Below are 14600 nucleotides of genomic sequence, written 5' to 3' on the forward strand. Positions count from 1 at the left end.
AAGAATGGCAGGATGAGGGCCTTCGTAAAGACGCTGGCTCAGACGTTGCGCTTGGTCTTGCGGAGCCGTTCGGAACTGGCTCTAGAGAATTTGGCTCTTCGCCAGCAACTCGCGGTCTTTCGCGAGAAGCGCCCATCACCGAGGCTTGCACGGGCGATCGCCTCTTCTGGGTATTTCTCTAGGAGCCTGTCGCGGTAATCACGGGGGCTTGCCCGTAAGAAGGCCCCCGTGGTCAATGCTCGGCATGAGCAAGAAGTACCGCCCCTGGAACGTGCAGCAGGACTACCTGCTGCCGCCGTCGCTGCTGGACTGGCTGCCGGAGCACCACCTCGCGCGCTTCGTGCTGGAGGTGGTGGAGGAGCTGGACTTGGGTGCCATCTACGAGTCGTACGAGAAGGAGCTGCGGGGCTACCCGCCGTACGAGCCGAAGATGATGGTGGGGCTGCTCCTGTACGCGTACTGCACGGGAGTGACGTCCTCCCGGAAGATTGAGAGGAAGACGCAGGAGGACGTGGCCTTCCGCGTGCTGGCGGCAAACCAGTCGCCGGACCACTCGCGGATTTCAGCGTTTCGGCGTCGGCACGGGGTGCACTTCGAGAGCCTCTTCGTGCAGATGCTGAAGCTGTGCGCGAGGGCGGGGCTGGTGAAGCTGGGGCACGTGGCACTGGACGGCACGAAGCTGAAGGCGAACGCCAGCAAGCACAAAGCGATGAGCTACGAGCGGATGCAGCAGGAGGAAGAGAAGCTGCACGAGAAGGTGAAGGCGCTTTTGGCGCAGGCGGAGGCCGTCGACGTGCAGGAGGACGCCCTGCACGGCAAAGGCAAGCGAGGCGACGAGCTTCCCGAGGAGTTGCGGCGCACGCAGACGCGGCTGCAGCGCATTCGAGAGGCCCGGCAGGCGTTGGAGGCCGAAGCCAAGGCTGCCGCCGAAGCAGACAAGGGCAAGGGGGATGATGACGACGACGCGCCCCCTCCCGCCCAGGACTTGCCCGGCCACACCGTGCCCCACACTGCCGAGGGCAAGCCGACGCCGAAGGCGCAGCGCAACTTCACGGACGCCGACAGCCGAATCATGAAGAAGGGCGCAAGCTTCGAGCAGGCATACAACGCGCAGGCGGCAGTGGACGCGGCGCACCAGGTGATTGTCGCCCAGGCCCTCACCAACCAGCCGCCGGACGCCGAGCACCTGCCGGCACTGGTGGACCGGGTGGCCGCTCACCTCGAAGCGGTGCCAGGCAAGCTGAGCGCGGATGCGGGCTACTTCTCGGCGAAGAATGTCCGCTGGCTGGAGTCGGTGGGCGTCGAGCCCTACCTCGCCACCGGTCGCCAGAAGCATGGAGAATCGCCACCGAAAGTCAGGGGCCGTCCGCCCACGGGACTCACCCCGAAGGAGCGGATGGCCCGGAAGTTGGCGACGAAGCGAGGAAAGGAGGTGTACCGGATGCGCAAGGCGATTGTGGAACCCGTCTTCGGCCAAATCAAAGAGGCACGCGGCATCCGAGCGCTGCTGCGACGAGGCCTGAAGGCCGCCCGGGAGGAGTGGGCTCTCATCTGCGCCACCCACAACCTCCTCAAGCTCTTCCGCATGACGGCGGCGTAGCGGCCTGCCGCACCCAGCGGCGGACCGGCGTCTCTCGTCCGGTCTCGCACCCAACCCCATTACCACTACACACTCCTAGCGCTTCTGGCAGGGATGGCGGTTGGTGCAGCCGGCGACGGTGGTGAAGTGGCATCGGATGGGCTTTCGGCTCTTCTGGCGCTGGAAGTCCCGAAGTCGGGTGGGACGTCTGCAGGCAACCCTGGAGCTGAGGGCGTTGATTCGGTGCATGGCCGAAGCCAACCCGACATGGGGAGCCCCGCGCATTCACGGGGAGTTGCTGAAGTTGGGGATTGAGGTAGGCCAGACAACGGTCGCTCGTTACATGCCCAGACCGAGAAGGGGAGCGTCAGAACCGGTGAGCGTCAAGGTAGATGTCGCGTGAAAGGATTCAACCGATGCGCTTCAACTCCTGCACTGCTGGGGTGAGGCTTGGAGACGGGCCAAGGCGGACAGGGCCCGCGGGCGTCCAGTCGCGCGTGTCGCGACTCCATCGCTCGGGGTGACGGGCTTTGGCGCGTTGGTACACTTGGCGACGTCGAGCCAGCAGCGCGCCCTCGCGGCCGAAGTGCCTGTCCTCGGGCGTGACGTAGCGGATGCCGGAATGGCGGTGCTCGGTGTTGTACCAGGCCACGAAGCGCGTCACCCAGCGGCACGCGTCCTCGACGGACGAGAAGGGGCGCAGAGGGAAGCTGGGGCGGTACTTCAGCGTGCGGAAGAGCGCTTCGGAGAACGCATTGTCGTCCGAGACACGGGGCCGACTGAAGGACGGGGTGACGCCCAGCCATTGCAAGGTAGCCAGCAGCGTGGCGCCCTTCATGGGGCCGCCGTTGTCCGAGTGCAGCACCATCCCCTCGGGGCAGCCGGCCTCCTGCCAGGCGCGGCGGATGAGGGCCGCGGCATTCTCGGACGACTCCTCTTCGTGCACCGCGAAGCCCATGATGCGCCGGCTGAAGACGTCCACCACGAGGTACAGGTAGAGGAAGCTGCCCTTCACTGGGCCGCGCAGGTAGGTGATGTCCCAACTCCAGACTTGGTTCGGCCCGGTGGCGGTGTGCTCGGCCCGAGGCCTGGGCGCAGGGGCCTTGGCGCGGCCGCGGTGGGCCAACTGCCCTGCTTCGCGCAGCACCCGGTAGAAGCTCGCCTCGCTGGCGACGTACTCGCCTCTGTCGGCCAGCCTGGGGACAATCTGCTTGGGCGAGGCGTCCCGGAACTCCTCGCTGTTGGCCACCGCCAGGATGCGGCGCCGCTCCACCTCGGACAGCCGGTTGGCTGGCCGGGTATGTGGACCGCAACGCCTGTCTTCGGACGTCGCGGGCTTCCTCCAGCGCTGAATGGTGCGTGGGACGACTCCGAGCCGCTCGCAGACGACTTCCAGACGCACGCCCTTCTCCAGCGCCTCGTCGACGAGCGCGAGCGTCATTTCTCGCTCGTCTCGTCCACTGCGTCGTCCTCGTCGCCCGCGTCCTTCTCGTCCCAACCCATCGCCTGAAGTTTTTTTCGAGCACCAGCAGTGCCGCCGCCTCAGCCAGCGCCTTCTCCTTGCGGCGCAGCTCGCGCTCGAGCTCCTTCACTCGCTTCTCCGAGACGGCCAGCCGCCGACGCTGACCGGCCGTCAGCGCCCCGGACGGCGCCTCCTCGTCCCCTGGGAGAGGGCGCCAGCGGCAGCCGCGCGCCACTCCGCCAATTGCTCCTCATGCAACCCCTCTCGGCGCAGCAGCGCTCCCAACGTCTCGCCCGCCAGCCCATGCGCCTCTGCCAGCACGCGCAGCTTCTCCTCAGGCGTCCACTTCTTGGGGCCGACGGGCTTCTCCTCGGGAGGGGGCGTCATGGCCGCCAACTTATTCGCCTCCCGCAGCCACTGCGACAGCGTCGGCTGCGAGACTCCCACCTGGCGGGCCAAGGCCGCGGCACTCACCGCGCCGGGGCCCACCATCCGCTTCACCATCTGCGACTTGAATGCATCCGTGTACGACACTTCGTCCTGCCTGCTCTCGCCCCCACAAGGCGTCGTCAGCTCGGCACGTCAACCGAGGCGACTTCTTCCCTGACACAGGGGGCAGGCATCAGTCGGCGCTCCTCCTCGACGCTGACTGCGTAGCGGGCGAAGTGCTCCGAGGGCTCCAATACCCAGTCCCCCAGCTCCGACTCACCCGGCACGAGGGTGTCCGAGGCCCCGGTGCCTGCAAGCCTCAAGCGTCAAGAACAGCGCGTTTGCGACGCCGAGCGCGTGGTCGAGCATCGCCTTCATCACGAACACGTCGGCGGGTCGCTTCTTGAGCGGCAGGATCTCTCCGCTGCCGGATTGCTTGGCGCCCTCGAAGTGCTCGCGCGCACCGCCGAACAGCTCGTGTCGTGATGGGCGTCGGTGCCGCAGAGCTGGCGTGCCCTCGGAGGGCGGTTGCGGCAGTGCGCGAGGTACGCGACGCGGGGCACCTTTCCGACCTCAAATTGCACCCAGTAGCAGAGAGATGGGGGTGGGACGTTGATGCGCTCGCAGCCCCGTGCGAGGAGTCTCGATGAGACGTCGTACCGGGCCACGCCCTTCGTCATCGGCTTGGCCCAGGTTTCCTCGAAATGCTTCTCGCGAGCGATTCCTATCCGCAGCGTCACCTGGGAAGAATTGACCAGGCGGCTCGGAACTCCTCCGGCCCAAGCACTTCTTCAGGAATTCGTCGTCCTGCCCGCAATAGGTTGTGGACCTGATTGCGGAGCGACGGGCTGATGATGTCGAGACCCCTTTCCCGAGCGGAATTGGAGAAGCGCTCCTGTGCAGGCCAACCCAGTGAATATCCGAAGGCTTCTGCTGCGAGGAGCATCTGGCGGTGTAGCTCGTCGGCGGCGAGGAGGACGGGGAGCCCAAGCTCCTTCGCAGACTTTCGAGCAGCGAACGCGATGTCGAGACCTGCGTCATCGAGATCGCCTACGTAGTGGATAGACTGGACGGAGCGCTCAATTGTCTTGAGATGGCCGAGCGCGGCGAGAAGACCGCGACCGCCACCATACGCGACGAGGTCATATGGTCTGGCTTCCAACTCGGCGAGAACACGTCTCGCCACAGCAAACGGGCCAGCGTTCTCGAAAATGAGCATACGGCCACCGTCCCCAACCGCCTCCCACGCAAGCGGAAGCGCATCTGGAAGACAGGCCAGTAGCTCCAGGGTCAGGCGCGAGGGGCCGAACAGCGACGTGGTCGCGAGCGACGCGAGCATCTTCTCGTCGCCTGTGAGCTGCAGCGACCGATACTTCAGCGGCGCTGGCTCGCTGAACATCCCGTTCACGAACCCGTCGTGGACGCGGCGCAGGAACTCGACCTGTTGCGTCGAGAGGTTTCGGCACTGGACCACCCAGTGAAGGTTCTGGTGCCAGGGAAACGTCCGCCACGAGAAACCTGACGGCATGGACCGCTCGCGAACGATGTCCACGCTAGTCGGAACAGCCGGATCCATGGACCGATCCCAGCGCTTCCCATGCTCCGGCGGCAGACGGATGCTCCCCCGCGTCTCGATGGACCTGAGCGCGTCGAGCAAGAGCCGACGTTCTGCGGGACCGGGCGTCCTGTGCGGAAAGACGTTCGCCAAGGCGCGCCAGAACTCTTGCGCGCCAACGCGAACGGCACCGCCCGCAAGGAGCCTACGTTCGAACTGTTCGACCTGACGCTCATCGAGCTCCGAAGCTGTCATCACTGCTCCGCGTCATCTGGGCGCGCGTCCGGGCCTTTCTCTCGGCGTCCAATTCTGACCGCTTCGATGACGCGCACCTCGTCGGGAGCGTGCTCGACGAGGCGACGACCTGTGTTGCGGTCGACGCGTTCGTTGCGGAGGCGGATCACGTTCGGGAGGGCGCGGAGCGCCTCGTGATCGTTGACCCCGGTTGTGTAGATGAGCTGCACCCCCATCGCCCGGGCGACGTCTCGCTGTAGCTCCAGGAAGCGGGCGCGTGACGCGCGGCCGATGGGGTTGTCGAGGATCAGCACGCTGGATGCGCGCCTGGAGAGCCCGCGCGAGCGACCGCGCACCCGCGCGAGCGTGCAGTAGAGGAGAATGGCGCCCGTAAGCTGCTCTCCACCGCTTGAGCGGGCCATCTCGGGAATGCTCACGGTTCGCCGGTCGAGCGCCGGATCCGGGTGCAATACGCGAACCTGTACCGGCCGCGCGAGCCGTCGCACCGCAGCCTGAACCAACGCGACGCCTCCGAGATCGTGCTTGCCATCGAGAAGCTCATCGATGAGCTCGGCCAAACGAGCGCGCTTCTCGCTCGGGTCGTCCGGCTCCTGCGTTTGAATCCGTAGGAAGTGCACGCCACCGACGCCGGGCACATGGTCGGGAAGCTTGGAGAGGTTCGATGCCTGGCGTAGCAGCTTCATCCCCTCTTCGGCGACGGCATGCAACTCGTCGACCAGAACCGTTCGATGGCGATCGACGCCCGATATCTGTTCCTCGAGCACGTTGCGGCGTAGCTTGAGCTGCGCCGCGAGTTGCTCGCTTGCACTTTCGAGCGCAGGCTCGTTGTGCTCCTGGAGCCGCCGCACCCAGGGCGCGTCGAGACGCTCGAACTCGGGTCCCGCCGCGAATGCGCGAAGCGCCGCGATGGTTGTTCCTCGCTCGTTGTCCATTGACTGCCAGTCCGCGCGCGCTCTGCGGAGCCCGTCGCTCGTCTCCTTCAGCCGCGAGGGCAAGAGCGACTCTTCGAACGTCGCGGCCAGGCCCGGACGGGGCGGGCTGCCCCTCTCCGCGAGCAGGTCCGCGTAGTCGTCACGCAAGGACTTCAGCCGCTCCGCGTGCCGCTCAATGTCGGATGCACGCTGTCGAACCTGATCGGCGTTCTGCTTCGTCTCGGTCGCGCGTACCTGCTCCGACTCTGCGCTGTTCTGGTGCAGCTTCGCCTCGCCCTCTAGGGCCGTCGCCTCGGTCTCGGCGAGCTCCGGCGTGCTCGGTGCCCGTTGAAGAGGGGCCAACATGATGAACGACTTGCAGGCATCCTCGGCCTGCTCGAGCGCGACGGCGGCGGGGTCGATGCGGCCCTTGAGATTGCCCATGCGGCCTTGCAGTGAGCTCGCCTTCGCCTCGGCATCCTGTCGGAGTTGCTCAACCGTGTCCGGCTCCGAGAGGCCAGCGAGGTGCTCTCGCACGAGCTCTTCGGTGATCTCCGCGGAGAGGAGCTTCGCGAGTCGACCGCGCTCTTCTTTTGCGTTGTCGTCGTTCTGCTTCGCAAGCGCCAAGAGAGCGTCCGTGCCGACCTTCTCTTCGTACTGGCTCTTGAGGAGTCGGTACCGGTCCCGAAGCTCGTCGAGCGGTCCCGGCTCGCCGGCAACCTCGCCCTCGACGTACTCGAGCGCGCCCCGCTCGGTCTCGATGACGCGCGCTTCTTCGCCTTGCTTCTGCGCCGCTTCGGACGAGTCCGTCGCACGCTCGTCGGCGGCGTCTGCGAGGTTCTGCCTCTGCTTGATCTCCTCGGCGGCCTTCTTCGCCCGGGTCTTCGCCGTTTCCAGCTCCGTTCGCCACTTCGCGGACGGATGGACATGTTCTTCGAGGAAGGCGCTGAGGCGACGGACCGCGTTCCGGGCAGTCTCCAGATTGCGGTCTTGGTCGCGCCGTTCGGTCTCGACCCGCTTGCGGTCGGCGGTCCTCTGCTTGCGCTCGTCCTGTACGGCGGCCAGCCGCGTGCGAGCTTCCTCCTCCTTCAGCGACGCCCCCAAAACGTCGCGCGACGTCTTCTCGTACCAGCCCACTGGGTACCGTGCGCGAAACGAACGCAACGACTCGGCAGCTCGGGTGAGATCCCGTTGCTGAAGATCCGCCGACTGGATCCGCTGACGATGCTCGTCGAGACGGACTCGGAACTCGCTCAAGCGGGTCCGCGCCACGTCGCGGTCGAACCATGCTGACTCTCTTGGTCCCACGACGACGCCAGGCAGTTCCGGAGCTCGGGTCAGGGCATCGGTGCCACCGATCAGCACAGGGCCTTCCGGCTCCAGTCCAGCCTCGCGCATGAGCTCAGCGGCTCGTTCGAGATCGGCGGGCCGAACGACAACGCCTTGAGCAAGCGAGGGCGCTTTGCGAACCGCGGCTCGCGCCTCTTGCTTGGGCACGTTCGCCTGAATCCACGACCATCCCGACCAGGCCTGCCCGCCAAGCCGCTCGCTGAGGAACTCGACCACGCGCTGGGCATCGGGCGACGGTGGCAGGAGGCCGTGCTCTTCGAGATGAAGGGCGGCACGCTCGTCATCCGCGGCCGCCAGCCGCGTGTCCACGACGATCCGTTGTGCGGCACGAGCCGTCTGCTCGAGCGTGCTCACCGCGTCGGTGCCGATGCGATCGGCATCAAGCGTCTCGAGTTCGAGCGCCGCCTTGAGCACGGCATCGCCCTCGAGGAACTCGCGCTCCTGCATGGCGCGAACGAAGCGGTCCTTGAGCTTCTGATGCGCTGACTGGCACTGCGAGAGCACGTCCGCCGCCCTCGCGATGGCGCCGTCGAATGCCTCGAGAGCCTCGTCGAGCCGTACGATCTCGCCGTCGAGCCGCTCAACCGCAGCCTCATGGTCGGTGGCCTTGCCCGTCCAACGGCTGACGCCCGCGTCGGCCGACTCATCGGAGCCGAGGAGCCCTTCGCGGACCAACTGCTTGCGCTTGGACTCGACGGCCTCGAGGCGCTGCTCGAGCCCCTTCGCCTCGGTTTCTGCCTGGCTCTGGACTTTGCCGGCCTCCAGCGCCTGGCGTCGACATTCGCGCGCCTCCTCGCGGGCAGTTTTCTCGTCGCCGCGCGCCTCCTCGGCCTTCTTCCGATGGTCTTGGGCCCGCCAGGTCAACGCAGACGCGAACCTGCGCGCCGCACTCTCGAACTCCGCGCGCAACGGAGCGTGCTCACGCTCACGTTGCTGAAGCGACCTGCGCTGGTCCTTCGCCTTCTCTTCGAACTGGATCGCCCGCCGAAGGGGGACCGCAGCGCTCCAGATTCTGGCGAGACGCTGGGCGGTGCGCCAGTCGTCCTGCACTTGATCATGTTCTTCTTTCAGCCGCGCGAGCCGTAGCTCTGCGGCATGTCTCTTGAGCTGAGCGGCGCGCCCATGCTTCGCCGTCGCGTGTCGTGCCTGCTCTTCAGCGGACTCGGCATGGCGTGCACGGGCCTCTTTGAGCCGCTCAGCGTCTTCGCCGAGCTCCTTAATGCGCACTGTGGCGAGCGCGTCCAGGGCTTCGAGGTCGGCTCGGGCTTCACCCAGCTCCGTGCGCAGACGTTCGCGATGGTCGCGAATGGCGCGTATGGCACCCATGCGTGTGAGCAGGCCTGCGACGAGGTCGCGCTCGGGCACGAGCTGCTCCTTGCGTTGCAGGAGCTCACGGCGGAACGCGGTGATGTTCTTGCCAACGCGGTCGCCAAGTGCAGGATCGAGAGCGAGGGTCAGCAGGAAATCGATGAAGTCTTCGGCCTCGGCGAACCGGAACAACTCGTCGGCGCCGCCCTCGCGCTGATTCATTCTCACTTGGTACGAGAACAGCTCCGGGTCGATGCGGGCGGCCTCCAGCACTTCCTGCCACTCGCGCTGGTTCTCCGTGTCGCCGACATTGAGGTGCGGTGCGCGATCCCGAAGCGAACGCCAGGCCTCGCGGAATGCGCCGAGCGTGCGGCGCGAACGCGCGCCGTTGTTGGCGGTGTACAGCGGCAGATGCTCGAGCGTCGATTCGGAATGCTCGGGCGTGACGCGGCACGAGAAGAAGAGGCGACGCAGGTCGCCCGAGCCGTCGCGACGCTCGTAGAAGACGCCCGTGAGGAAGCGTTCAGACTCCAGGCCCAGGGAGTCAGCGGCGGGGTCGAGCTGCCATTCGGCGGCCGTCACGGCGCGGTCACTCGAAAGGATGTAGTCGTTCAGCGAACGCTGCTTGGCCTCTGCTTTGCCTCCGAGGAACTCGCTCTTGTGCGGGCGAATGATGGCGAAGAAGAGGTTCAGGATGGAGGACTTGCCCCCGCCGTTTCTGAGCCAGAGCGTCGAGTCCGTAGCGCGTCCGTCGGGTGCTTGGAAGGTGAGCAGGAGGTCATCCATCCGCGCTTGCGGATGCCCGAGAGACACGAACCGAAGTTTCAGGAGCTGGGGCATCAGACTCCGTCCCCGCCCGACGGCGAAGTCGGGGCGTCAAGCGCGTCGCGCACGAGCTGAAAAAGGGCCGTGCCTGCGAGCTGCTGGACCATGACCTGATATCGCCGCGTAGGCTGCCACGTGGTCTCGGACCCCTGACGAACCTGGGTGAAGCAACCGAACTCGCGCAAGCGTTCGAGCGCGTACTCGATGAGCCGTCGCGTCGCCCTCATCGCTTTGCGCGAATCGCGCGTCTCCACGGTGTCAAGTCGCTGCATGTAGACGCGCCAGGCTTCGATGAGCCCACGGCGCTCGTCGTCGGCGCTCGGGTCGGGCGCACTGCGAGCTTCTTCGGAAAGGCGCTCGCATAGCTGCCGGAGCTGCGTCTCGACCTCGTCCACGGTGACTGGGGACCGGACGATGTCTGGATCCTCGTCCAGATCTCGGGCGCGCGGAAACCCCCTGTGTCAGGGAAGTTGTCGCCTCGGCTGACCGGCCGGGATGACCACGCCATGGGGGCGAGAGCAGGCAGGACGCAGTGTCGTACACGGATGCATTCAAGTCGCAGATGGTGAAGCGGATGGTGGGACCCGGCGCAGTGAGTGCTGCGGCGTTGGCCCGCCAGGTGGGAGTCTCCCAGCCGACGCTGTCGCAGTGGTTGCGGGAGGCGAATAAGTTAGCGGCCATGACGCCCCCGTCCGAGGAGAAGCCCGTCAGCCCCAAGAAGTGGACGCCCGAGGAGAAGTTGCGCGTGCTGGCGGAGGCACATGGGCTGGCGGGCGAAGCCTTGGGAGCGCTGCTGCGCCGAGAGGGGCTGCACGAGGGGCAACTGGCGGAGTGGCGCGCGGCTGCCGCTGGGGCCCTCGCCCAAGGCACGAAGGAGGCGCCGTCCGGGGCCCTGACGGCCGGTCAGCGTCGGCGGCTGGCCGTCTCGGAGAAGCGAGTGAAGGAGCTCGAGCGCGAGCTGCGCCGCAAGGAGAAGGCGCTGGCTGAGGCGGCCGCACTGCTGGTGCTCGAAAAAAAACTTCAGGCGATGGGTTGGGACGAGAAGGACTCGGGAGACGAGGACGACGCAGCGGACGAGACGTGCGAGAAATGACGCTCGCGCTCGTCGACGAGGCGCTGGAGAAGGGCGTGCGTCTGGAGGCCATCTGCTCTCGGCTCGGAGTCGTCCCGCGCACCATTCAGCGCTGGAGGAAGCCAGCCACGGCGGAGGACAGGCGGTGCGGTCCGCATACCCGGCCGGCCAACCGACTGTCCGAGGTGGAGCGCCGCCGCATCCTGGCGGTGGCCAACAGCGAGGAGTTCCGGGACGCCTCGCCCAAGCAGATTGTCCCCCGGCTGGCGGACAGGGGCGAGTACGTGGCCAGCGAGGCGAGCTTCTACCGAGTGCTGCGTGAAGCAGGGCAGTTGGCCCACCGTGGCCGCGCCAAGGCTCCTGTGCCCAGGCCTCGGGCCGAGCACCTCGCCACCGGGCCCCGCCAGGTATGGAGCTGGGACATCACCTACCTGAAGGGCCCGGTGAAGGGCAGCTTCCTCTACCTGTACCTCGTGGTGGACGTCTTCAGCCGACGAATCATGGGCTTCGCGGTGCACGAAGAGGAGTCGTCCGAGCATGCAGCGGCCCTCATCCGTCGCTCTTGGCAGGAGTCTGGCTGTCCCGAGGGGCTGGTGCTGCACTCGGACAACGGCGGCCCCATGAAGGGCGCCACGTTGCTGGCCACCTTGCAGTGGCTGGGCGTCACCCCGTCCTTCAGCCGGCCCCGCGTCTCGGACGACAATGCCTTTTCCGAGGCCCTCTTCCGCACGCTGAAGTACCGCCCCAGCTTCCCTCTGCGCCCCTTCGCCTCCGTCGAGGACGCGTGTCGCTGGGTGACGCGCTTCGTGGCCTGGTACAACACTGAGCACCGCCACTCCGCCATCCGCTACGTCACGCCCGAGGACAGGCACTTCGGCCGCGAGGGCGCGCTGCTGGCCCGACGCCACCAGGTGTACCAACGCGCCAAAGCCCGCCACCCCGAGCGTTGGAGCCGCGACACGCGCGACTGGACGCCCGCGGGCCCCGTCCGCCTCGGCCCCTCTCCGCACCTCACCCCGGCAGTGCAGGAGTTGAAGCGCATCGGTTGAATCCTTTCACGCGACATCTACCTTGACGCTCACCGCCCAGACCTCCTGCGGATTGAAGAGGTAGGCGGGAGGCCGATCCGGCGCATCGATGCCCAGCGACGGCGCGTTCCTCCAGTAGTTACGCGCTGGGTCCCACACCGAGAAGGAGCCATCAACCCGAGCATAGAGCACCATGCCCGGATTGGGAGGCCGCCCTCCCTTCAAGGTCCAGCTCTGCGATTGAAAATCGTATTCGCTCGAGTAACTGACGGGCTTTTTTCTGCCCTCGAACTGGAAGGCAATGCGGGGCTTGAGGCCGGCGCCACGGTGCGGTGCCGCGGGATGCCCCGCCCAGGTCCGGGTCAGCGCCCACCAGGCCACATCCAGGATGAAGGTCTTCCCCACCCCGTTGTCACCAGTGATGAGATTCATCCTTCGGGCGAAGTCGAAAACGAGTTCTGGGGCTGGCCCGACATGGTGAAGTTCCAGCCGCTCAAACATCGCTTCCTCCTATTGAACCCAGCATGCTCTTCGGGTGCTCTATAGGTCAGGTCGGAGGATGAACCAAGCCTACAGGCGTCCTCAACCACGGTATGGCGTGACCACCTCGCCGACATGACACTTGCTGTACCACCCGGCTCCGCGGCGCTGTTCACTCGGAGAGTATCCTCCTCCATGCAAGTGAGTACGAAGGGTGGGGACTCGACGGACACCTGCCCAAGCGCGTGCATCATCCGCACCGAGCGCATCTCTCTTCAGGCGAGACGTGAAATGAGCACCGCGACCGTGGTCCCCGCACCTTCGAGTCCTTCGCCCGGGAGCACGCCGCGCACTGGCGCTGAGGCAGCCACTTCAGTACGTGAGATGCACGGCCCTGCTGTCCACGTTGAGAACCTGGGGCCCCGCGGGCAGCGACACCAGCGGCGTGTCCCAGTGCGCGTGGCCACAAATCACCAACAGGTCGTCACGGGCAGGCAGGCCCTCCCGGATGGCCGCGCTTCCACGCATGCGCGTTCCAGGCACATCGGGGCCCTGGTGGAGCACCAGCAGCGCCGGGTCCTGCCGCAAGACATGACGAAGGCTCCGAAGAAACGCCTCTTCATCGCGACGGCCCGGCTTGTCTGGACGGCCGATGATGCCGCTCACGCCGCCCACTCGAAGCCCATCCACCTCCACCACATCTCCATCGAGCATCCGCTGCTCCGGGCGCTGGCGGAAGAACCGGGCCTGCTCACGCGCGGAGCCAAAGGTGTCGTGATTTCCCGCCACGCCCACCACCCAGCGGAACTGCTGTCCAAAGGCCTCCCATACGGACCGCACGTCCCCAGATGCCCCCCGTACCAGCGCGCTGTCGTCTGAGAACAGGTCCCCCGCCAGCACCACGCCCGTGTGCTCGAGCGGGGGCAACATGCCCTCCGCGCTCAAGGACGCGAGCCCATCCGCCAGGACTTCTCCCAGGAGGGCCACCGCGCCTCCCAGCAGCGCGCGAGGCGCCACTCCCTGCAGGTCCGACGTCACCACCAGGGCATCCAGCCCCGCAGGCAATGCATCGACCTTCCCCTGCAGGAGGGGCAGGTTCTGGATTTCGGCTCCACCTCCGGGGGCCGCGGAGAGGTAGGTCCACAGAGCCAACGGTTCCGCTTCGAGCTTCAGGATTCGCATGGCGCCCAGGGTCGCCCCGCGCAGCGTCATCCTGACAGCCACGGCTCGCCCCGGCTGGGGCCACGACCTCTGGCCCCAGCGAATCGGGTGCCGCGGCCGGCTCAGCTCCCGTGCAGCCACTCCCGCAGCTTGGTGGTGGTCAGCTCGATGGCGCCCCGCGCCGCCGGCGTCTGCGCCAGCGCGTTGAGCATGACGAAGTCATGGTGTGTCCCCAGGAAGCGGACCTGGGTGACGTTGACGCCCGCCTCGGAGAGCTTCGCCGCGTAGGCCTCGCCCTCGTCACGCAGCACGTCGTTCTCGTCGGTGATGACCAGCGCGGGAGGCAGCCCCTTGAGCTGGTCCAACGACGCCCGCAGCGGGGACACGTGCGGGTCCACGCGCTTGCCGGCCTCCGGCAGGTAGGCATCCCAGAACCACTTCATCGCCTTGCGCGTCAGCCACGGCCCCTCCGCGAACTCCTGGTAGGAGCCGCTGTCGAAGTTGGCGTCGGTGACGGGATAGAAGAGCACCTGGAAGCGGATGGACGGCCCCCCGCGCTCCTTCGCGAGCATGCCGACGACAGTCGCCATGTTCCCCCCGACGCTGTCCCCCACCAGCGCCATGCGGCGGGCATCCACGTTGAACTCGTCCGGGTGCTCCGCCACGTACTTCGTCGCGGCGTAGGCCTCTTCGATGGCCACGGGGAACTTGTTCTCCGGCGAGCGGCCATAGTCCACGAACACCGCGGCGACGTTCGCCCCCTTGACCAGCTCCCGCACCAGCCGCTCGTGCGTCCTGGAGTCGCCCATCACCCAGCCCGCGCCGTGGACGAACATCAGCACTGGCAGGCGCTCCTTGCTCCCCTTCGGCCGGAAGAGCAGCGTCCGGACGGAGCCCCTGGGCCCCACGGGCAGCTTGCGCTCCTCCACGTCCGCGTCCGGCATGGACACCGGAATCGACTGCGCCTTGAGGAGGACTTCCCGAGCCTGCTCTGGCGTCAGGGTGTACAGCGGTGGGCTGTTCGAGGCCGCCAGGTCCGAGACGAACTTCTGTGTGGAAGGGTCCAGGTTCATGCGCGCTGCTCCTTGGTGCGGCGCCCGAGGACGGACGCCGCCGGAAAGGTGCCAACCCAGGCGCGGGCGTCAGCAACCGTGCGGGCAAGGACCCAGCGCGACGCCAGCGGGC

General features: G+C 66.9%; 9 protein-coding genes and 2 pseudogenes. 4 read left to right on the forward strand and 7 right to left on the reverse strand.

What is annotated here, in order from left to right; all coding sequences use genetic code 11:
* The first annotated feature begins 244 nt into the window (after positions 1 to 244).
* Positions 245 to 1600 (forward strand): IS1182 family transposase, encoded by a 1356-nt coding sequence (locus HV826_RS09125; RefSeq protein ID WP_176416610.1) that lies wholly within the window; start codon positions 245 to 247, stop codon positions 1598 to 1600.
* Between the two features lie 136 nt (positions 1601 to 1736).
* Positions 1737 to 1982 carry an IS3 family transposase gene (locus HV826_RS38040; protein WP_368670882.1) on the forward strand — a complete coding sequence of 82 codons (246 nt, stop codon included), beginning with the start codon at positions 1737 to 1739 and terminating at the stop codon, positions 1980 to 1982.
* A 6-nt stretch (positions 1983 to 1988) separates the two neighbouring features.
* Here the strand turns inward: HV826_RS38040 and HV826_RS09130 are convergent.
* Positions 1989 to 3575, reverse strand: a pseudogene (locus tag HV826_RS09130) (IS3 family transposase).
* A gap of 201 nt (positions 3576 to 3776) precedes the next feature.
* Between HV826_RS09130 and HV826_RS09140 the strand changes: the two are divergent.
* Positions 3777 to 3956, forward strand: a complete 180-nt coding sequence (locus HV826_RS09140) for a hypothetical protein (protein ID WP_176416613.1) — start codon at positions 3777 to 3779, stop codon at positions 3954 to 3956.
* A 250-nt stretch (positions 3957 to 4206) separates the two neighbouring features.
* On the opposite strand, the gene HV826_RS09145 is transcribed toward HV826_RS09140, so the two are convergent.
* From HV826_RS09145 to HV826_RS09155, 3 genes are read right to left on the reverse strand one after another with little or no spacing between them, the layout of a single operon-like run.
* Entirely contained in the window at positions 4207 to 5280 is a 1074-nt protein-coding gene (locus tag HV826_RS09145) for a hypothetical protein (protein ID WP_176416614.1), read from the reverse strand.
* Positions 5280 to 9689, reverse strand: a complete 4410-nt coding sequence (locus HV826_RS09150) for a hypothetical protein (protein ID WP_176416615.1) — start codon at positions 9687 to 9689, stop codon at positions 5280 to 5282. The genes HV826_RS09145 and HV826_RS09150 overlap by 1 nt, the downstream gene beginning before the upstream one ends.
* Complete coding sequence (locus tag HV826_RS09155; RefSeq protein ID WP_176416616.1) at positions 9689 to 10069, reverse strand: hypothetical protein; 381 nt, start codon at positions 10067 to 10069, stop codon at positions 9689 to 9691. The genes HV826_RS09150 and HV826_RS09155 overlap by 1 nt, the downstream gene beginning before the upstream one ends.
* A 137-nt stretch (positions 10070 to 10206) precedes the next feature.
* Here HV826_RS09155 and HV826_RS38245 point away from each other — a divergent pair.
* Positions 10207 to 11795: pseudogene (locus tag HV826_RS38245) on the forward strand (IS3 family transposase).
* A 6-nt stretch (positions 11796 to 11801) separates the two neighbouring features.
* Here HV826_RS38245 and HV826_RS09170 read toward each other — a convergent pair.
* From HV826_RS09170 to HV826_RS09180, 3 genes are all read right to left on the reverse strand, one after another.
* On the reverse strand, positions 11802 to 12275 hold the full coding sequence (locus HV826_RS09170; protein ID WP_255207919.1) for an AAA family ATPase: 474 nt from the start codon (positions 12273 to 12275) through the stop codon (positions 11802 to 11804).
* Positions 12276 to 12626: 351 nt separating this feature from the next.
* Positions 12627 to 13436, reverse strand: coding sequence for a metallophosphoesterase (locus tag HV826_RS09175; protein ID WP_176416619.1), 810 nt, complete (start codon positions 13434 to 13436; stop codon positions 12627 to 12629).
* Between the two features lie 101 nt (positions 13437 to 13537).
* Entirely contained in the window at positions 13538 to 14488 is a 951-nt protein-coding gene (locus HV826_RS09180) for an alpha/beta hydrolase (protein WP_176416620.1), read from the reverse strand.
* Positions 14489 to 14600 lie beyond the last annotated feature (112 nt).

This window comes from Myxococcus sp. AM010 (assembly GCF_013372585.1).
Classification (GTDB): Bacteria; Myxococcota; Myxococcia; order Myxococcales; family Myxococcaceae; genus Myxococcus; species Myxococcus vastator.